Annotated in this window: 16 protein-coding genes and 4 tRNA genes; 12 read left to right on the top strand and 8 right to left on the bottom strand. The window is 61.4% G+C overall.

Annotated elements, in window-relative coordinates; translation table 11 throughout:
• Positions 1–5: 5 nt before the first annotated feature.
• The 4 genes from O9Z63_RS17735 to fbaA form a co-directional block, all read right to left on the bottom strand.
• Positions 6–695 (bottom strand): hypothetical protein, encoded by a 690-nt coding sequence (locus O9Z63_RS17735; protein ID WP_270126696.1) that lies wholly within the window; start codon positions 693–695, stop codon positions 6–8.
• A 178-nt stretch (positions 696–873) separates the two neighbouring features.
• Positions 874–947 (bottom strand) — tRNA-Pro (locus tag O9Z63_RS17740).
• A 107-nt stretch (positions 948–1,054) separates the two neighbouring features.
• Positions 1,055–1,128: transfer RNA gene (locus tag O9Z63_RS17745), tRNA-Pro, on the bottom strand.
• A gap of 271 nt (positions 1,129–1,399) precedes the next feature.
• Positions 1,400–2,482 carry a class II fructose-bisphosphate aldolase gene (fbaA, locus tag O9Z63_RS17750; RefSeq protein ID WP_270126698.1) on the bottom strand — a complete coding sequence of 361 codons (1,083 nt, stop codon included), beginning with the start codon at positions 2,480–2,482 and terminating at the stop codon, positions 1,400–1,402.
• 467 nt (positions 2,483–2,949) lie between these two features.
• On the opposite strand from fbaA, the gene O9Z63_RS17755 reads away from it, so the two are divergent.
• The 3 genes from O9Z63_RS17755 to O9Z63_RS17765 all read left to right on the top strand — a co-directional run bounded on the left by O9Z63_RS17755 (position 2,950) and on the right by O9Z63_RS17765 (position 6,346).
• On the top strand, positions 2,950–3,420 hold the full coding sequence (locus O9Z63_RS17755; protein ID WP_270126700.1) for a T9SS type A sorting domain-containing protein: 471 nt from the start codon (positions 2,950–2,952) through the stop codon (positions 3,418–3,420).
• Between the two features lie 102 nt (positions 3,421–3,522).
• Positions 3,523–4,665, top strand: a complete 1,143-nt coding sequence (locus O9Z63_RS17760; RefSeq protein ID WP_270126701.1) for an NAD(P)/FAD-dependent oxidoreductase — start codon at positions 3,523–3,525, stop codon at positions 4,663–4,665.
• 169 nt (positions 4,666–4,834) lie between these two features.
• Positions 4,835–6,346, top strand: coding sequence for an ArnT family glycosyltransferase (locus tag O9Z63_RS17765; protein WP_270126703.1), 1,512 nt, complete (start codon positions 4,835–4,837; stop codon positions 6,344–6,346).
• A 30-nt stretch (positions 6,347–6,376) separates the two neighbouring features.
• Here the strand turns inward: O9Z63_RS17765 and O9Z63_RS17770 are convergent, their stop codons facing one another.
• The gene (locus O9Z63_RS17770) at positions 6,377–8,164 is read right to left on the bottom strand and encodes an ABC transporter ATP-binding protein (RefSeq protein ID WP_270126705.1); all 1,788 of its coding nucleotides are present in this window, start codon (positions 8,162–8,164) and stop codon (positions 6,377–6,379) included.
• Between the two features lie 271 nt (positions 8,165–8,435).
• On the opposite strand from O9Z63_RS17770, the gene O9Z63_RS17775 reads away from it, so the two are divergent.
• The 8 genes from O9Z63_RS17775 to coaE all read left to right on the top strand — a co-directional run bounded on the left by O9Z63_RS17775 (position 8,436) and on the right by coaE (position 15,498).
• Positions 8,436–9,524 (top strand): Glu/Leu/Phe/Val dehydrogenase dimerization domain-containing protein, encoded by a 1,089-nt coding sequence (locus tag O9Z63_RS17775; protein ID WP_044014996.1) that lies wholly within the window; start codon positions 8,436–8,438, stop codon positions 9,522–9,524.
• Positions 9,525–9,619: 95 nt separating this feature from the next.
• Positions 9,620–10,804 (top strand): transcription antitermination factor NusB, encoded by a 1,185-nt coding sequence (gene nusB, locus O9Z63_RS17780; RefSeq protein WP_270126706.1) that lies wholly within the window; start codon positions 9,620–9,622, stop codon positions 10,802–10,804.
• 151 nt (positions 10,805–10,955) lie between these two features.
• Positions 10,956–11,267 (top strand): YtxH domain-containing protein, encoded by a 312-nt coding sequence (locus tag O9Z63_RS17785; protein ID WP_044014992.1) that lies wholly within the window; start codon positions 10,956–10,958, stop codon positions 11,265–11,267.
• A 174-nt stretch (positions 11,268–11,441) separates the two neighbouring features.
• The gene (locus O9Z63_RS17790; RefSeq protein ID WP_044014991.1) at positions 11,442–12,443 is read left to right on the top strand and encodes an isocitrate/isopropylmalate dehydrogenase family protein; all 1,002 of its coding nucleotides are present in this window, start codon (positions 11,442–11,444) and stop codon (positions 12,441–12,443) included.
• Between the two features lie 130 nt (positions 12,444–12,573).
• Positions 12,574–13,089 carry a DUF1573 domain-containing protein gene (locus O9Z63_RS17795; protein ID WP_270126708.1) on the top strand — a complete coding sequence of 172 codons (516 nt, stop codon included), beginning with the start codon at positions 12,574–12,576 and terminating at the stop codon, positions 13,087–13,089.
• A 173-nt stretch (positions 13,090–13,262) separates the two neighbouring features.
• On the top strand, positions 13,263–13,589 hold the full coding sequence (gene yajC / locus O9Z63_RS17800; RefSeq protein WP_270126709.1) for a preprotein translocase subunit YajC: 327 nt from the start codon (positions 13,263–13,265) through the stop codon (positions 13,587–13,589).
• A gap of 83 nt (positions 13,590–13,672) precedes the next feature.
• The gene (locus tag O9Z63_RS17805) at positions 13,673–14,656 is read left to right on the top strand and encodes a hypothetical protein (RefSeq protein ID WP_270126711.1); all 984 of its coding nucleotides are present in this window, start codon (positions 13,673–13,675) and stop codon (positions 14,654–14,656) included.
• A 248-nt stretch (positions 14,657–14,904) separates the two neighbouring features.
• Entirely contained in the window at positions 14,905–15,498 is a 594-nt protein-coding gene (gene coaE, locus O9Z63_RS17810; RefSeq protein ID WP_270126712.1) for a dephospho-CoA kinase, read from the top strand.
• 189 nt (positions 15,499–15,687) lie between these two features.
• Here the strand turns inward: coaE and O9Z63_RS17815 are convergent, their stop codons facing one another.
• From O9Z63_RS17815 to O9Z63_RS17825, 3 genes are all read right to left on the bottom strand, one after another.
• A complete protein-coding gene (locus tag O9Z63_RS17815) occupies positions 15,688–16,860 on the bottom strand; it encodes a hypothetical protein (RefSeq protein ID WP_270126713.1) in 1,173 nt (390 codons plus the stop codon).
• Between the two features lie 126 nt (positions 16,861–16,986).
• Positions 16,987–17,061, bottom strand: a tRNA-Val gene (locus tag O9Z63_RS17820).
• 28 nt (positions 17,062–17,089) lie between these two features.
• A tRNA-Val gene (locus O9Z63_RS17825) sits at positions 17,090–17,164 on the bottom strand.
• A 159-nt stretch (positions 17,165–17,323) separates the two neighbouring features.
• Between O9Z63_RS17825 and O9Z63_RS17830 the strand changes: the two genes are divergently transcribed.
• The gene (locus O9Z63_RS17830) at positions 17,324–19,867 is read left to right on the top strand and encodes an AsmA-like C-terminal region-containing protein (protein WP_270126715.1); all 2,544 of its coding nucleotides are present in this window, start codon (positions 17,324–17,326) and stop codon (positions 19,865–19,867) included.
• The last annotated feature ends 14 nt before the right edge of the window (positions 19,868–19,881 follow it).

Raw genomic sequence — 19,881 nt, forward strand, 5'->3', positions numbered from 1 at the left:
GGCTGTTAATTGCTGCCTAAGTAGATAGATGCTCCAATGTTGAGGTTCTGCAAGCCGAAGTATGCACCAAAGCCCGAGGACTTGTTGTCTTGCCCTATTCTTTGCCGCGTTGGTTCCTGCGTGTTTTTATTGTTGTAATAGCCAATGCTGCCAGACGTCAGTTCCAAGCCAATTTTGGGCGTCGGAAAAAAGACAAAGCCAGGCGTCAGATTAGCATATGAGCCTCTATACTTACCATCTGAGCCCTCAAAAAAAGGAGCATTGCTTTCTGAGCGTGAGCGCCCTGTCCGATATCCCCCCGCAAGCTGGCCATAAAACCCAGCTTTTTCGCCTATCATCTTATAGTAGCGAACAAACGGGCCTATGGATTTATAAGACCCGGTGGATTCAAATCTGTAAGTTGAGGGTACTCCTTGGTCATACTCAGTGTAAGGCTGCTTCGTCTTATTGGTCTGGAGGTCTGCTATGAGGCCAACAGCAAGATTATCGGCTACGAAGTAACCTACGCTTGGCGAGAAGCGGAATTCACGCTGGGTTCTTTCCGAGCTAGAAGAGCCAAGGGAACTGGGGGAATACTCCTCTTTAGAAGAACTGTACCCGACGTTGCCGCCAAGCAATACAGTTCCAGCAGATGTTTGAGCGTGGGCCGCTGTGGCCGCACCAAGTAATAGCAAGCTGGTAGCAAGCTTTTTCATATAAGAAAGGATAAAAATGTACAGCGGCGGGCGCTGCAAGTATTAAGCCAGTGATATGTGTAGGGAGGCTCGAATCTATAGATATGTTACTCTTACTCAGACTTTCAGTGTGTTATAAACGCAAATAAAAAAGGCCCTACCGAACATATGTTCAGCAGGGCCTTTTCTTAAAACGAAGTCGGGGTGGCAGGATTCGAACCTGCGGCCTCCTGCTCCCAAAGCAGGCGCGATACCGGGCTACGCTACACCCCGAACTGTGCCGTTGGTGCGATGATCTGCACCGGGCAACTCAGTCGGTTTTGCCGAAAAAAGCCTCCGGGTGGGGTTCCCAGAGGCTTTTCGGGCAAGAAATTCTTCGGTCGGAGTGGCAGGATTCGAACCTACGACCTCCAGCACCCCATGCTGGCGCGATACCAGGCTACGCTACACCCCGATAGAATTGAGACACAAAGGTAAGCGAAGAAGTGAGAGTTGCGCAATAGCTGCCGAAGAAAATTGCGTCTGCGGCGCCCACAGCCGGCTTTTTGGACTCGTTTCCGGGTTGATTTTGCCCTGAATGCGCCTCATATTCTGCAGCTTGTGTTGTGGCACGGCGCCTATGAACTCCGATAAAAAAACTTACGCCGGTATTAGCCTACCCAAAAAAACCGCCCCTTCCGCAGAGCAGAAGGGGCGGTTTTTTTGAGGATGACCCGGATAGAAGCCTAGGGGCGGCGGTTCACGGCGTTCAGGTCTTCGAAGGCCTGCTTGAGGCGGGCAACGAAGGTTTTTTCGCCTTCACGCAGCCATACGCGTGGGTCGTAGTACTTCTTGTTGGGCGAGTCGGCGCCGTTGGGGTTACCGATCTGGCCCTGCAGGAAGCCCTCGTTTTTCACGTAGTTGTTCTTGATGCCTTCCCAGAACGCCCACTGCAGGTCGGTGTCGATGTTCATCTTGATGGCCCCGTAGCTGATGGCCTCGCGGATTTCCTCCTGCGTCGAACCCGAGCCGCCATGGAACACGAAGTCAACGGGCTGCGGGCCGGTGTTGAAGTGCTCCTGCACGTAGAGCTGCGAGTTATGCAGAATCTTGGGCTGCAGCTTCACGTTGCCGGGCTTGTACACGCCGTGCACATTGCCGAAGGCCGCGGCCACCGTGAAGCGGGGGCTCACCTCGCTCAGCTCCTTGTAGGCATAGGCCACTTCCGAGGGCTGGGTGTAGAGCTTGGAACTGTCCACGTCGGAGTTGTCCACACCGTCTTCCTCGCCGCCGGTTACGCCCAGCTCGATTTCCAGCGTCATGCCGATTTTGGCCATGCGCTCCAGATAGCGCTTGCAGATTTCGATGTTCTCCTCAATCGGCTCCTCCGACAGGTCGAGCATGTGCGAGCTGTAGAGCGGCTGGCCATACTGGGCGAAGTGCTTTTCGCCGGCCGTCAGCAGGCCGTCGATCCAGGGCAGGAGCTTTTTGGCGGCGTGGTCGGTGTGCAGGATCACTGGCACATCGTAAAGCTCGGCCATGGCGTGCACGTGCTGGGCGCCCGAGATGGCACCGGCAATGCTGGCGCGCTGGCCATCATTGGAAGGATACTTGCCCGCGAAGAACTGGGCTCCGCCGTTGGAGAACTGAACGATAACCGGCGAGTTTACCTCATGCGCGGCTTCCAGTGCGGCATTTACCGTGTTGGTGCCCGTTACGTTGACGGCCGGCAGCGCAAACGAATTTGCCTTGGCATATTGGAACAGGGATTGAACTTCGTCGCCGTGCAGGACGCCGGCACGCAGCCCGGTCAGTGATTGTGCAGCCATTGCAGGAAAGATGGAGATGGAGTTTGTGAGGCTTCGAACTTACTCACTTTCTGCTTAGCAGCCGCCATCGGGCGCCGTTGGGGCCCAGTGGCGGGCCGTTCACTGCTTCGTCTGGAAAGGATTAATTTTTATCATAAACATTTGATAGTCAATTAATAATGCTTAATGCGCTTTAGGGCTTACGGGAGGCGGACGGCGCTGACTTGTACGGATTGGTTCTGGCACAAAATTCTGGCTCTGGCACGGCTACCCGGCCGGCCGCTCCGGTTCCGGCAGGCCACTGCGTCGATATGAAATATTGGAGAGGCGGAATATTGAAAAATCTGATGGTGAGAACTTTACCAATAGGGTAGCAGTCCGATGTGAATATTGGCTATCTTTACCCGATACTAGCCCTCATCCCTTTCGCGTTAGGCGTGCGTATGAAAACACTCGTTACTCTCGTTTGCCTGGCAATTGCTACAGCATTGTCGGTATCTGCTCAGGCCCAAACCAAGCCGGCCGCCAAAAAGCCCGTGCCCGCCGCGAAGAAGCCCGTAGCAGCCCGTCCGGGCGCCGCAAAGCAGGTAGCCAAGCCCGCCGCGCCGGCCGCCAAGAAGCCAGCCGTGGCCACGGCAGCCAAGCAGGAGGAAGCTCCTGCCGGCCCGCCCGCCCTCGTAACCGACAAAATGGTGCAGCAGCCCACCAATACGGGCCCGCTGAAAGTACGTGCCGAAGCTAACCCCGTGACCAAGCGTCTCACGGTGCGCACCAATTCCAGCAACCCCACCCGCGTGGAAATCAACGGCCCTGACGGCCGCCCCGTCATTACCCGCGACCTGCTCAACAGCAACGAGGTAGCCACCCTCGATGTAAGTAAGCTACCAGCCGGCGCTTACCTGGTGCAGTGCACCTCGGGCGAGCGGCGCGGTATGAAGCGTGTGATGGTAGGGCGCTAGGCGTTGCCCGTCAAAATTCAAAGGCCCGTCTGGCTTACGCCGGGCGGGCTTTTTTGTGCCCGCACTTTGGCGCAAAGCCGCGCGGTCCCTTACTTTTCCGGCATGAGCATCTCAAGTCTTTCCTATTGGGAGCACCAGACGTTTCTGCAAGGCTTCGATGTGATAGTCATCGGGGCTGGTATTGTGGGGCTTACGGCCGCGCTGCACCTGCGGCGCCTACGCCCCACGGCCCGGGTGCTGGTGCTGGAGCGCTCCGTGCTGCCCAACGGGGCCAGCACCAAAAACGCTGGTTTCGCCTGCTTCGGCAGCGTGTCGGAGCTGCTGGAGCAGGAGGCGCGGGGCGGCACGGCCGCGCTGCTGGCCGTGGTGCAGGCCCGCTGGGAAGGCCTGGCCGAACTGCGGGCCCTGCTCGGCGACGAGGCGCTGCAGTACCAGCCGGTAGGAGGCTATGAGCTGTTCCGGCCCGCCGAGGCCGAGCTGGCGGCCCGCTGCCGCGCTGCCCTGCCGTATTACAACGAGCTGCTGTCCCCCATCATCGGCCGCCCCGACGTATTCCGCGACGCCACCGCGCAGGTGCCCGCCACCGGCTTTGCGGGCGTAAGCACCATGCTGGAGAATACGGCCGAAGGCGCGCTGCACACTGGCCGGCTGATGGAGGCGCTGCTGCGGCAGGCCTGGGCGGCGGGCGTGGTGGTGCTGCACGGCTGCGCGGCCCTGGGGCTGGAGCCGGGTCCGGCGCAGGTCCGCATCCGGACGCTGCTGGGCGAAATCCAAGCGCCGCAGGTGCTGCTGGCCACCAACGCCTTCAGCCAGCAGTTCTTCCCGGAGCTCGACGCCCAGCCCGGCCGCGGGCAGGTGCTGGTCACGGAGCCCATAGCCGGCCTGCACCTGCCCGGCACCTTCCACTACGACCGCGGCTATACCTACTTCCGGCAGATCGACGGCCGCATCCTGCTCGGCGGTGGCCGCCACCTTGATTTCGCCGCCGAAGCCACTACCAAGCCCGGCCTCACGCCTCGGGTGCAGCAGTATCTGGAGAAGCTGCTGCGCGAGGTAATCCTTCCCGGCCGCGCCGTGCGCATCGAATACCGGTGGAGTGGCGTGATGGCCTTCGGGGCTGATTTGGAGCCGATTGTGCGGCCGCTGGCGCCGGGCGTGTTCGGGGCGCTGCGCTGCAACGGGATGGGCGTGGCGCTGGGCGCGGGGGTGGGGCGGCGGGCGGCCGAGATGGTGGTCAGCGCGTAAAAACGCGCTGGGCTCGGCTGAGTTGCTCGCAATGCACAGCAAGTGACGCATTGTTTGCAATCAATATTTCACGATCCATTTTACAGCCGAATTCAGTCAGTGAACATTGTTTCCCAAGTTGGCTCCGGTGCAAATAAGTAGTTTTGCAGAATATTCCCGCTGATTTCTTATGTCCGATATTCTGACGAATTGGAGTAAACTACCCCGCTGGTTCTGGCCACTACTCATCGGGTTGAATTTCCTGTTGCACGCGCCCTTCTTCAGCCAGCCTCCGGTAGGCCTGCATACCTGGAGGCAGAGCAATACCATGGCGGTTATCCGCAATTTCTACGAGGAGGATATGAACATCATGCGGCCGCGTGTAGACCGCCGCAACGAGTCGGACGGCGTAACCGGGATGCAGTTTCCTTCCTACGAATGGACAGTAGCGGCGGTATGCAAGGCTGTTGGCTTTCACGAGGGCGTGGCCCGCGTAGTGAACTGGCTGATTTTTGCGGGCGGCGTAATTTTTTGCTACCACCTTTTTCGGCGCATCACTCAGTCGGTGTGGATGGCGGCCGTGGCGGCGTGGTGCCTGTCCTGGAGTCCGGAGTTGTTTTACCACTGTATTAGCGCCTTGCCCGATGTGTTGGCCTTAAGTGCATCGTTGGGTGGCTTGTGGCTGTTTTTGCGGTGGTGGGATACCCGGCACAGTCTGTCTTTCTGGGGTAGTTTGCTGCTGACCACGCTAGCCGGCGCTACGAAGCTGCAGTTTCTGCTTATCGGGTTTCCCATAGCCGGCTTGGTTGTGCAGGCACTATTGAGCCGGCAGTTCGACTGGCGCCGCAGCTTGCTACCCTTGTTCTTTTTCGCGGTAGTGTCCGTCGGCTTACCATTGGCCTGGTACGCCTATTCCCTGCGCTTGATTGAAACCTCAGGGCTGGCTGATTTCGGCCTGGAAGTCCGGCCGGCCGACGACTTGCGCACAGGATTAGGTATCCTGTTGTTTAATATTAAATCGGACTGGCCGGAAATGCTGCTAGGCTACGGGTCGGCGGTGATGGTGCTGGTAGGTGCAGGGCAGATGCGTTTGGCTGGAGTACGCCGCAGCCCGTGGATGTGGCCGGCGCTGCTGTGGGTAGGCGGAGTCGCAGTGTACTACGTATTTGAGCTTCGTCAAATGAAGGACCATGGGTATTATATGCTACCGCTGCTACCCCTGTTTGTGTGGGCCGCCGCCAAGGGCAGCGAGGTACTGCGCCGCAATGTTCGGTGGCACTGGCTGCTGGCGCTCATCCTGTTTTCGCAGCCTGTATGGGCTGGTGTACGGGTGATGAAATACTGGTTGCGCGGGCCGCGCGACGTCCCGTCGGAAATGTACTATCCGCAGAGCCGCGCCCTATTGGAAAACGCGGTTCCCAATGATGCCTTATGTTTGGTCGGGCCCGACGAATCCGGGTGCAAACAGTTTTACTTCGTGCATAAAAAAGGCTTTGGCCTGGAAAGCAGCGAGCGACTAAGCTGGCCCACCACTACGGGCGAGCCATACGTAGCCGATTGTATTGCCCGTGGCGCTCAGTATCTGTATTTGTCTGATAGCACGTTGCTGACCAATCCCTATCTGGCGCCTTACGTTGGGCCACGGGTGGTGCGGGTAGGAGCAGTGCAGGTATTCAAACTACAAATGCCAGCCGGGCGCTAAGCCGTAAAGGCCCCTTGTAAGAGGCTCTGCCTACGCCGCGTCCTCGCTTTGCAGCTGGCGCTCATACAGCGCCCGGTACAGGCCGTTTTCGTCCTGCATCAGGGCTTCGTGGGTGCCGTGTTGTACAATCTGGCCGTCGTCGAGCACCAGAATTTCATCGGCCAGCTTCACGGAGCTCACGCGGTGCGAGATGATGAGGCTGGTGCGGTTGTGCATGATGCGCTGCAGGGCGCCCAGAATGGCGTTTTCGGTGTTGGTATCCACGGCCGACAGCGAGTCGTCGAGGATCAGGATTTTGGGCTCTTTCACCAGGGCCCGTGCAATGCTGACGCGCTGCTTCTGGCCGCCCGAGAGCGTGATGCCCCGCTCGCCCACTTTCGTATCAAAGCCTTCGGGGAAGCGCATGATGTTGTCGTAGACGTTGGCATCTTTGGCGGCTTGCTGCATACGGGCCTCGTCGGGCTGGTCGAGGCCGAAGTTGATGTTGTTGCGGATGCTGTCCGAGAACAGGAACACGTCTTGGGGCACGTAGCCGATTTGCTCGCGCAGGCTGGTCAGGGCGTAGTCGCGCACGTCCACGCTGTCGATTTTGATGGCGCCTTCGCTCACGTCGAACAGGCGGCAGAGCAGCACGGCTATGGTGCTTTTGCCCGAGCCGGTGTTGCCGATGACGGCCAGCGTCTGACCCGGCCGGATGCGGAAGCTCACGTTGCGCAGGGCCTGAATGCCGGTGTCGGGGTAAGTGAAGCTGACGTTGTCGAAGACGATGTCGCCCTGAATTTCCTGCTGCACGTTCTCGCGCAACACGATGTCGGTTTTCTGGTCCAGAAACTCGTTGATGCGGGCCTGCGAGGCTTCGGCGCGCTGCACCAGGCTGCTGGTCCAGCCCAGCGCCGTGACGGGCCAGGTGAGCAGGTTCACGTAAATCAGGAACTCGGCAATGCTGCCCGTGGTGATGGTGCCCCGGATAACCTCCTGCCCGCCTAACCATACCGTGACGATGGTACTGAGGCCCACCAGAAACAGAATCAGCGGGAAAAACAGCGAGTTCACAAAGTTAAGGCTCAGTGACTTGTCCTTGTAGTGCTCCGAGGCAATGGCGAACTGCCGGTGCGAATCCTGCTCCCGCACAAACGACTTCAAGACCCGAATCCCCGAAAACGCCTCCTGCACGAAGGTGGTCATGGCCGCCAAAGAGCGTTGGATTTCGTCGGACTTGCGCTCAATCAGCGTGTTCACGTAGAAAATGCTCACGCTCAGTACCGGCAGCGGCAGCAGCGTATAGAGCGTCAGCTTCACGTTCACCATCAGCATCAGCGGCACGATGAGGATGAACAGGATAACGAGCTGCATGAAATACATCAGGGCCGGCCCGATGTACATGCGCACCCGTCCCACGTCCTCCGAAATGCGCGACATCAGGTCGCCGGTGCTGTGGCGGCGGTAGAAAGCCAGCGGCAGGCTTTGGTAGTGCTGGTAGATTTCGTTTTTCTGGTCATTTTCCACCAGCCGGCTCATCACGATGAGCGTCTGGCGCATGAAGAACAGAAATACGCCACGCAATAGCGCCAGCACAATAATGAGCGTGCCGTAGAGCAGCACGTTGCGCCCGAACAGCGAGTACACCTCGCCCTGCGCCGACGTGCCCGCAAACAGGTGGTACAGGTCGATGCCCTCGCTTACCAGATCGAAGGCGTAGCGCACAATCTGGGCCGGGAAAATGGCCAGCAGCGTGCTCAGGGCCACAAACAGCACGCCGCCTAGGAAGTGCCATTTATAGCGAAACAGGTATTTGTTGGTAGCGGAAAGTGCGCGCACGGCAGAGGAGGATAGAGGCCGGCCACTCTACGGCCCGCCAGCCACGAAGGTAGCGCAACCGATGGCCGGAACCGGAAATAGGGTTACTTTTGCACCCGAATTGAGGCCTGTGCCTCGTCGTGGGGTTCTATACGTACGAAACAGCGGGCAGCACCAAACTGCTCAACTTCAACGTAAATGAAGTCTCGCTTCGCGCTACAGCGTCCAAAGTTACACGCCCCGCTCTCTTCCCTCTCCCTCCTCCTCCCACCCACCCCCATTTCTTCATCCAATGGTTGAAATCCAGCAAGTGACCGATACATCGGTCTTCAGTCAGATTGCCGAGCACCAGCACGAGCAGGTGGTATACTGCCACGACCACGAAACCGGGCTGCGCGCCATCATCGGCATCCACAATACGGTGCTGGGCCCGGCCCTAGGCGGCACCCGCATGTGGCACTATGCCTCCGACGCCGAAGCCCTCAACGACGTGCTGCGTCTCTCGCGCGGCATGACCTACAAAGCCGCCATTTCGGGGTTGAACCTGGGCGGTGGCAAGGCCGTCATCATCGGCGACCAGAGCCTGAAGACCGAAGCCCTGCTGCGCAAGTTTGGCCGCTTCGTGAAAAACCTCAACGGCAAGTACATCACGGCCGAAGATGTGAACATGACCACCAAGGACATGGAGTACATCCGGATGGAAACCAAGCACGTGGCGGGCCTGCCCGAAAGCATGGGCGGCTCCGGCGACCCCTCGCCGGTGACGGCCTACGGCACCTACATGGGCATGAAGGCCGCCGCCAAAAAGGCGTTCGGGTCTGATTCGCTGACCGGCAAGCGCATTGCGGTGCAGGGCGTGGGCCACGTGGGCACGTATCTGCTGGAGTATCTGCAGAAGGAAGGCGCCCAGCTGGTGCTCACCGACTACTACGAAGACCGCGCCCTGGAGGCCGCCGCTCGCTTTGGCGCCCGCGCCGTGGGTCTCGACGAAATCTACGACCAGGACGTGGACATCTACTCGCCCTGCGCGCTGGGTGCTACCATCAACAACGACACCATCGATAGGCTGAAGTGCCGCGTGGTGGCGGGATGCGCCAACAACCAGCTCCAGGACGAAAACACGCACGGACCGGCCCTCGTGGAGCGTGGCATCGTGTACGCCCCCGACTTCCTCATCAATGCCGGTGGCCTGATCAACGTATATTCGGAAGTTATTGGGGGCAGCCGCCAGTCGGCCCTCACCCAGACTGAGAAAATCTACGACATCACCACCCAGGTTCTCAACAAAGCCGAACAGGAGCAAAGCCACCCACAAGCCGCCGCCACCCGGCAGGCCGAGGAGCGCATTGCCTCGCTCGGCAAAGTCAAATCCACTTTTTAAATGGTTGAATGGCTTAATGGTTAAATGGCTGATCGGGCAACGAGTTAGCTGAACGACCAGCCATTTAACCATTAAGCCATTCAACACCCAATTCAATGCTCAACCGTCGCACGCTCCGCATCAAGGTCATGCAGGCCCTGTACGCCTACCATCAGGCCGTCGGGTCCGATTTTTTGTTGGCCAATGACCGGATTGCGGATGCCTTCGCGCCCGATCTGACTTCGCCCGAACCGCAGGACCGGCGCAAGCTGCAGGGCCAGCGCAAGTTGGCGGAGGTGGTGTTCAAGGACTGGCACAAAACCGGCGAAGAACCCGAAAAGGGCGACGACGCTGCCATCCATTCGGCCGTGCAGGACGCCATCAGCTTTTACAAGAAGGCCATTGCCAAAGACGGCACCTTCTACGGCGGCCAGATGGTGCACGCCGCCGAGAGCATTCACGACCAGTACCTGCACCTGCTCAACATCCCCGAGTCGCTGCTGCAGGTGATTGAGGAAGACAAGGCCCGCGCCGCCCGCAAGCACATTGCGTCTGCGGAGCCGGCCCTGGACACCACGCGCCTCGAAGAAAACCTGGTGATTCAGAAGCTTATCGGCAATACGCAGCTGCAGGCCCTCACCATCCGGCGGGCCCAGCAGTGGCACGGCGAAGAGGAAATGGAGGCCCTGCGCATGGCCTGGCGCAACGAAATGCGCCAGGACCCCGAGCTGATCAGCTACCTGGCCGCCCCGGCCGGCAACTACACCGAGGACCAGGAGATGCTCAAGCACCTCTACAAAACCTACGTGTTCAAAGGCGAAAACCTGCCCCGCTACATCGAGGAAGACGACCTGAACTGGGAGGAAAACCGGTCCATCGTGAAAAACCTGGTGCTCAAGACGGTGAAGATGCTCGACGAGCCCGCCACCGAGGAGTTGGAGCTGATGGCGCTGTCGGCGAACTGGGCCGAGGACAAGGAGTTTGCCGAAAGCCTCTATCAGCAGACCCTAGCCGACGACGACAAGTACGAGAAGCTGATTGCCGAATCGGTGCAGAACTGGGACGTGGACCGCGTGGCCCTCACCGACAAGATTCTGCTGAAGATGGCCCTCTGCGAGATGCACCTGTTCCGGGGTATTCCGGTGAAAGTGACCATCAACGAGTACATCGAAATCAGCAAAATCTACAGCACGCCCAAGAGCAAGCAGTTCGTGAACGGGATTCTGGATAAATTAGCCCAGGACCTGACCGCCAGCGGCGCCATACGCAAGTCGGGCCGTGGCCTGCTCGACAACCAGTAAGGCGTGGTGGGAGCCTGGTATCGGGCAAGCAGAGCAGGCGGCGCCGGTTTTGCTGACCCCGGGCAAGTTGCATCTCGTTTGTGCGTTACTTCGTACTCAAGCTCATCAAGTTTGTCTCCTTACTCCCTACTTCATACTCAAGACTAAAAAAATGGGTAGCAAAACCACTACCGGTATTCTGTGCTTCGCGGGCGGAGCCCTGGCCGGCGCCGCCATTGGCCTCCTGTATGCGCCTGAAAAAGGCCGCGAAACCCGCAGCTGGCTGAGCTATCAGCTGGAGAAGTACCGCGAAACCCTGGCCGACCTCACCGAAAACCTGGTGACCAACCGCGCCGACCAGGGGCCCAGCTCGGCCAAGAGCGAAGGCCAGCGCGTGATTCAGGACGCCAAGAGCAAGGCCGAGCAGCTGCTCGGCGACGTGGATCAGCTCATCAACCAGATCAACTCGCGCAAGACAGTTTAAGTGACCAACCGAACGTGACGATGTGCTGAGGTGCTGCGTGCAGGAAACTGTCGGCAGCGCGTCAGCACATTTTCATTTTCAGCACCGGCCGCGCTTGGGTACCTTTGCGCTGCCGATGGGCAACGCTGGTCCTGGCGGCACCTTAGTACATCAAACAATCAGCAAATCAATACAATGCACCTTATCACCCTCATCCCCGGCGACGGCATCGGCCCGGAAATCACGAAAGCTGTTACGGACATCTTCACGGCGGCCCAGGTGCCGGTGCAATGGGAAGAGCAGAACGCCGGCCAGACCACCTTCGACCAGTCGGGCGAGCTGATTCCGCAGGCGCTGCTGACGTCGCTGGAGAAAAACCGCGTGGCGCTGAAAGGCCCCATTACGACGCCGGTGGGCAAGGGCTTCCGCAGCATCAACGTGACGCTGCGCCAGAAGTACGACCTCTACCAGAACGTGCGCCCGTCTAAAACCACCGACGGCATCAAAACGCGCTACGAGGGCATTGATCTGGTGCTGTTCCGCGAAAACACCGAGGGCCTGTACTCGGGCCTGGAAGTGTACGATGAGCGCCTGGGCATTGCCGACTCGTTCAACCGCATCACCAAGGAAGGCTCGCGCAAAATCTGCCGCGCCGCCTTCGCCTACGCCGACAAGCACGGCCGCAAGAAGGTGACTCTGGCCCACAAAGCCAACATCCTGAAGATGGCCGGCACCCTGATGCTGAACGCCTGCAAGGAAGCCAGCAACGAGTTTCCGCACATCGTGTTCGAAGACAAGATCATCGACAACATGTGCATGCAGCTGGTGGGCAAGCCCGAGCAGTTTGATGTGGTGGTAACCACCAACCTGTTCGGCGACATCCTGTCTGACCTGTGCGCCGGCCTCGTGGGCGGCCTGGGCGTGGTAGCCGGTGCCAACATCGGCGACGACATGGCCATCTTTGAAGCCGTGCACGGCTCGGCCCCCGACATTGCCGGCCAGGGCAAAGCCAACCCCACGGCCCTGCTGCGCTCGGCCCTGATGATGCTGCACCACCTCGGCGAGCACCAGCACGCCGACCGGATTGAGAAGGCCCTGGAAGCCACCCTCAAGACCAAGGAAAAATGTACCGGCGACCTGGGCGGCACGGCCTCGACCAGCGAGTTCACCCAGTCGATTATTGCTAATTTGCAGTAGCACCAAGTAGCCCAGGCTCCCGCCTGTGCTGCCGGTCAGCCGAAGCGTGTTTGACCGTTTTCGGGCGGCCGCTTGTTGTGCTGCTATCCGGCCCCGGCGGAAGCCTTGGCTACATTCCAACTCTCATTCCATGAAACGCACGTTCCTTTTCCTGCTGGCCGGCACTCTGCTGACCAGCGCCTGCAACACCGATAAAACCACGGAAGTGGGCGCCGAAGGCATGAATGCCGCCGCCACCGAGGCTGCCGCCAACCCCACCGTGGACAACCCCAACGTGACCAACGAAACGGAGGTGCCCAACCCCAACGCCCCGGTGATGACCTTCGCCGAGTCGGACCACGACTTCGGCGACATCCAGCCCGGCTCGGTGGTGAAGCACACGTTCACGTTCACCAACACCGGCAAAACGCCGCTGCTGATTGGAAACGCCACCGCATCGTGCGGCTGCACCACGCCCAACTGGACCAAAGAGCCGATTGCGCCCGGCGCCACCGGCACGATTGACGTGCAGTTCGACAGCCACGGCAAGTCGGGCATGCAGAACAAGCAGATTTCGGTGCAGGCCAACACCACGCCCAGCACCACGGTTATTGCCATTAAGGCCAACATCCTGCCCGACGGCGCGCAGGGCCCGGTTCGGCAGTAGTGCCTCTTTGCTGAGCCTGGCCGACCCGCCAAGCTGCGCTGCGCCAAGGACCTTATGGCAGCGGAATGCGTCGCGACAACGTCGGCGGTTCTGCTGGCATAAGGTCCTTCGCGTTACCCCGGATGGCAGTACCTTGCCACCTCATTCTTTTTCACCTCCTCACGCCTTTTTACATGTTTGCTACCCTTTTGCTGCAGGCTGCTGCCACCAACGAGAGCTTTATGTCGTATCTGTTTCCGGTGGCCATTGCGGTGGTGCTCTACTTCTTCATGATCCGGCCCCAGCAACGCAAAGCCGCCGAAGCCAAGAAATTCCGCGAGTCGATTGGCAAAGGCGCTACCGTGGTAACCATCGGCGGCCTGCACGGCAAAGTGGTGGACCTGACCGACGAAGCCGTTATCATTGAAGTGGACCGCGGCACCAAGCTCAAGTTCGACCGTTCGGCCATTGCCCGCGAAGTGAAGCCCGCCAAGGACAGCGTAAAAGACACTGTAGCGTAAGCCAGACCCGGGACGAAGGACAACGCCGACAGTGAGTTGCCTTCGTCCTGGCTTGCCAAGCCCGAAACCTTACTCCGTACCCAATGCCGCTAAACCGCTCTGCCCAGTTGATGCGCTGGTTTTTCAGCCCGTTTTACGGGCAGGAGCGGAGCTATTGGCGGGCCGTGACGGCGTGCTTTCTGGCGGCCAGCACGTTCTGGCTGCTCAATGCCCTCAACAAAACCTATACTACCCGCATTGCCTATCCGCTGGCCTGGCGCTACGATGCCACGCGCTACGTACCGGTGCAGCCGCTGCCCACCGAGGTAGCTGTGAACGTGACAACCCGGGGCTGGAAGCTGCTGCGCAAGCACCTGATGCTGGACATGAAGCCCGCCGAAATCACGCTGCCCGGGCTGCCCGCCACGCGCTACGTGACGGGGCGGGTGGTGCGGCCGGCGCTACAGGCCTCCATGGAAGGGCTGCAGTTCAACTACCTGATTTCTGATACCCTGTGGGTGGCCTTCGACCGGCTGCTGAGCCGCCGGCTGCCTTTGGCCCTGAGCCCCGCCGCCGACGGCTCGGCGCTGCCGTTTGCGGCCCGATTTACGCCGGCTTCGGTGGTGTTTCGGGGGCCGGCGCGGCAGGTGCTGGCGCTGTCCAACCCCTACCCGGTGCACCTGCCCCGCGCCCCGGCCAGCAGCTCCAACGGCGACATGAGCGTGCCCATCGGCGGGCCCGACCTGGTGAAAACCAGCGTGCCCGAGGTGCGCGTGCGCCTGCAGCCCCGCCCGCTGGTGAGCGTGCTGATGCGCATTGTGCCCGAGCTATCCGGATTTCCGGCGGGCCGGGAGTACCAGCTGCGGCCGGCCACGGTGCAGGTGCGCCTGCAGTGCTTCCCCGAGGACAGCGCCCGCCTCAGCCAGCAGCGTAGCCAGGTTCGCGTGCAGCTCCACTACGGCCAGTTCGCCGGCCCCGATTCCAGCCTGCAGCCCGTGCTGGCCCAGGTGCCGGCCCTCGTCCGGGGCCGCCGCGTCATCACCCCCACCGTCCGCGTATCTGTGAGTGGGGGTGGGGTGATGAAGTAGTGGGGTGATGGGGGTTATGAAGTAATAGGGTAAAGGAAGAACGTCATTCCGAGCGGAGCGAGGAATCTCGCGTGCTGACGTTGGATTATTATTGCAACATCAGCACGCGAGATTCCTCGCGCTGCTCGGAATGACGTTCTTCCTTTACCTGTCACCTGTCACCTGTCACCTGTCACCTGTCACCTGTCACCTCATCACCTCATCACCTCATCACCCCATCACCCCATCACCCCATCACCAAATAAAATATGCTTCGAATTGGAATTACGGGTGGGATAGGCTCGGGTAAGAGCGTGGTGTGCCGGCTGTTTCAGGTGCTGGGCGTGCCCGTGTACGACTCAGACTTCCGGGCCAAATGGGTGATGGCCAACGATGCGCAGCTGCGCGACGAGCTGGTGGCCGCCTTCGGGCCCGAAACCTTTGACGCGGCCGGCCAGCTGAACCGCGTGCACCTGAGCCGCGTCGCCTTTGCCGATGCCGCCGAGCTGGCCCGCCTCAATGCCCTGGTGCACCCCGCCGTCGGCCGCGACTTTGCTGCCTGGAGTGCCGCCCGCGCCCAGGAAGGCCACCGCTACACACTGAAGGAAGCTGCCCTGCTCTTTGAATCGGGGGCGTACAAGGGCCTCGACCAGATCATCACCGTGTTTGCCCCGCTGCCCGTGCGCCAGGCCCGCGTGCTGCGCCGAGACCCCCACCGCACCCCCGCCGACATCCTGGCCATCATCGGCAAGCAGCTCAGCGAAGAGGAAAAGATGCAGCGCGCCCACTACATCGTTCGCAACGACGACGAGCATCTGCTTATTCCGCAGGTACTTGAGCTGCACGCACAGTTCAGCAAATAGCCTGTCATTGCGAGCGGAGCGAAGCAATCCTTCCTCTCCGTGAGACAAGCGACCCTCAGCAGAAAGCCCTCCGGCAGTAGTGTGGTGCACTAACGCCGGAGGGCTTTGCGGTAAGGAAAGTGCCTGCCACGAGAGGAAGGATTGCTTCGTCCTTCGTCCTCGCAATGACAGGTGTGCAACGACAGTCTACTACCGGATAATCGGGCTGCGCTCGAATGGCCGGTTCCGGTCGAAGAGGTAGCGGTAGGTGATGTGCGTTTTGTAGATGCGCGCCCCGATGGAGCGGATAACGGCTAGCATGCGCGGGTTGAAGTCGCCGATCCAGTTCATTTCAAACTCGGTGTAGCCGGCCCGCATCATCTCGGCGCGGGCGTGCACCATCAGGGCCAACTCGATGCCCTTGCCCTGCCACGCCGGCACCACCCCGAAAATCACGCCGAAGCCTTTTTTGTCGGTGCGCTGCTCGTAGCGGTGCTTCAGCCACAGGAAGCGCAGCTTGTTCCAGAGGTTGAAGTTGCGGCTCACCTGCTTGAACAGCTGGTTCAGCTCAGGCAAGCTCACGAAGAAGGCAATTGGCTCGTCGTTATGATAGGCGAAGTACACCAGGCGCTCATCCAGCACGGGCTTCATCTGGCGCACCAGGTCGCGGGCCTTTTCCAGGGTCATGGCCGCAATGCCGCTATGGTTGGCCCAGGCCAGGTTATACACGTGGTGGAAGTCGCGGGCCATGCGCTCTGGGTCGCGCTTGCTGGCGTGCCGGAACTGGAACTCCGGAAACTGCGCGGCGTAGCGCTCGGTTGCCTCGAAGAAGCGGGCGTGCAGCGGCGCGGCTATTTCGCGGTAGCAGGTATACTGCTTGAAATACAGCTGAAAGCCGTAGGTTTCAAACAGCTGCTGGTAGTAGGGCAGGTGGTAAAACATGCCGTAGTTGGGCTCGGTGAAGCCGTCTGTCAGCAGCCCCCAGTACCGGTCCCGCTCGCCGAAGTTGATGGGGCCGTCCATGGCGTCCATGCCCCGCGCCGTCAGCCACGTCCGGCAGGCCTCGAAGAGCTGGTTGGCCGCCGCTTGGTCGTCAATGCACTCAAAAAAGCCCATGCCGCCGGTGGGCAGCGCCGGCTCGGCGTGGGCGGTGCTGCCGTTCACGAAGGCCGCCACCCGGCCCACTACCTCGCCGGCCTCGGTGGTCAGAATCCAGCGAATGGCCTCACCGTGCGCGAAGTTGGGGTTCTTCTTCGGGTCGAAAACAGCCTCCAGTTCGTGGTCGAGGGGCGCAATCCAGTTGGGGTGGCCGTGGTAGAGGCGAACGGGCAGGTCGCGGAACTGGCGGGCGCGGGCGGTATCCGTAACTTCGAGCAGGAGCATGGCAGGCAGAATAGAAGGAAAGGGGAGCAGCTATACGCAACCCGGCCGCCGCATAGGCAACACTCGCCCGCTGCCAGCCGGCCGGAAACAAAAAAGGACAGCCGGTAGGGCTGTCCTTTTGGGGTGTGGGAGATACTGGGTTCGAACCAGTGACCCTCTGCTTGTAAGGCAGATGCTCTGAACCAGCTGAGCTAATCTCCCGATAGGGTAATGTACTAAAATAAAAAAGTGGGAGATACTGGGTTCGAACCAGTGACCCTCTGCTTGTAAGGCAGATGCTCTGAACCAGCTGAGCTAATCTCCCGTTGGGCGTGTCCCGTTGGGGATGCAAATATGGCAGGTCGTTTCTGATTACGCAACACTTTGTGCGAACTTTAGCACAGAAAAATGTTCGGGACCGGGCTGATTTGCAGGCAACTCTTTTAGAGTCAGAAATTTTCGAAGATTGGGAAAGCTGCGGCGAGTGCTATTTTTTTTTCTGACCGGGCTGGTTTTGCTGGTGGCGGCGGTGGTTGGGGGCGTGTGGCTGGGGCAGGAGCGCATCATTGCGCTTTTTGTGCAGGAAGCCAACCGCTACCTGGCCACGCCCGTGCAGGTGGGCCGCATGGAGGTGTCGGTGCTGGACCAGTTTCCGCGCGTTTCCATCACGCTGCATGAACTGCGCGTAAGCGGCTCGCTGCCCCAGGACACGGTGCCGCTGGCCCGGGCGCGCCGCCTCTACTGCGCCTTCGACGCTTGGGACATGCTGCGCGGCCACTACCGCATCCGGGCCGTGACGCTGGCCGACGGCCGCGTGTGGGTGCGCCACGATGCCCAAGGCCGCCCCAACTACGACGTGCTGCGCTTCGATACCACCGCCGCGCCCAGCAGCCAGCCGCTGGCCTTCGCCCTGGAAAACATCCAGCTGGAGCGCGTGAACACTGTGTACGCCGACGACCAGCGCCAGCAGCGCTACACCGTGCAGGCCCACGACGTGCGCGCCCAACTGGACGTGCAGGGCCCGCTGGTGGATATCGTGGCCCAGGGCCGCACCCATGTGGATGCCCTGCAGCTGGGCCCCGACGCATACTTCCAGAACAAGCCCCTGACCCTGAACACCCGCCTGCGCGTGGACCGGGACGCGCGGCTCGTGACCCTGCAGCCCTCAGAATTGCGCGTGGGGGCCGCATCCTACGAGCTGGGCGGCCGGATTGACTACCGCCGGGCCGTGCAGCTGGATCTGCAGGTGGCGGGCCGCAACACCGATGTGCAGTCGGTGCTGGCACTGCTGCCGGCGCGGGTGGCACGGCGGCTGCGCGCCTACCGCAGCCGCGGGGCCGTGTACTTCGGCGGGACGGTGCGCGGGGAGCTGTCGGGGCGGGCCAGCCCGCGCATTGAGGCCCGGTTTGGTTGCCGCGACGCTTCCTTCTACCACCCCGAGTTGCGGCAGGCCGTGGAGCACGTGTTTCTGGCGGGCACCTTCAGCAACGGAGCGGCCCAGGCGGCGCGGACCTCGGTGCTGAGCTTGCGGGAGGTGCGCGGCACGCTGCGCGGGCGGCCTTTCAGCGGCAGCTTGCGCTACGCCAATTTCCAGGACCCTACCGTGCAGCTGCAGGTGCGCGCCGACCTGGACGTGGCGCAGGCGCTGCAGTTCTACCCGGTGGCGGCCGTGCCGGGCGGGCAGGGGCAGGCCCAGCTGCTGCTGGCGTTTGCCGGCAACCTGCGGCAGTTTCGGGCCCGGCCGGCTACGGCGGCGGTGCAGGCCAGCGGCACGCTGCAGCTCCAGAACGTGCAGCTGCGCCTGCGCGACCTGCGCCAGCCCCTCACGGGCCTTACAGGCAGCTTCCGGCTGCAGGGCCGCGAGGTGGAGGTGGCCGGCTTCACGGGCCGGGTGGGCGGGTCGGATTTCCGGCTGCAGGGGCGGCTGCGCAATGCTTTGGCCTGGGCGCTGCTGCCCAACCAGACGCTGCTGCTCGACGCCGACCTGACGTCGCAACTCCTGGATTTCGACCAGCTCCTGCGCCTTACTACGCCCGCGGGCCCTGCTGCGGCCACTAGCACCGGCGCGCCCGGAGCCGGCAGCTACGAGTTCCGGCTGCCCACCCAGCTGGCCCTGAACGTGCGGGCGCAGGTGGAGCGGCTGCGGTTTCGGCGGTTTCGGGGGCGGCAGCTGCGCGGCACCATCCGGTTGCAGCAGCAGGTGCTGAGCGCGCCGTCCCTGACGGTGCGGGCCGGCGGCGGCCAGGTCAGCTTCCGGGGCACCCTCGATGCCCGCCAGCCGCGGCTGCTGCACCTGCATTCCACCATCAGCTGCCAGCAGCTGCCGCTGGATAGTCTGTTTTACACGTTCGAGGATTTCGGCCAGCAGTTCATTACGGCTCGGCACCTGCGCGGGGCCCTCACGGCCACCGCCGAGTCGGATTTGTACTTTGATGGGGCCCTCACGCCGCTCACCAACCGTCTGGAGGCCGAGCTGAACCTGCAGGTGCGCAACGGGGAGCTCAACAACTTCGAGCCGCTGCAGAAGCTGTCCATGATTGCCGGGCGGGAACGGCTGCGGCATTTGCGCTTCGCCCAGCTCACCACGCCGGTCTACATTCAGAGCCGCACGGTGTACCTACCCGAAATGGAAATCCGCTCCAACGTGCGGGCGGCCTCCCTGATCCGGGTGACGGGCACCCACACCTTCGACCAGCAGATGGACTACCACCTCAGCATCCCGATTCTGCCCGGGCTGCTGCAGCGCACCGTGGGCATGGCCACCGGCCCCAGTTTGCTGCTGGCTATTCAGGGCGATGAAGACAACTTCCGGGTGAGCTACGACCGGCGCCCGCAGCCAGGCCGGGTGCCAACGGCCCCGCGCGAAACCGCCCGGCCCGCCAGCCGCCCCGGCTTGCCCGGGACCAGCTTGCCCGGGCCCGCAGCCCCGGCCGCACCGGCCCCGGAGCCGCGCAAACCTTTCGAGCTGAAAAAGCCGCCCGCAAAGAAGCCCGCGCAGCCCCAGACCGGCGAATACTTCGAATTTTAGCGCGGCGGGCAGTG

The sequence above is a fragment of the Hymenobacter yonginensis genome (assembly GCF_027625995.1).
Classification (GTDB): Bacteria; Bacteroidota; Bacteroidia; order Cytophagales; family Hymenobacteraceae; genus Hymenobacter; species Hymenobacter yonginensis.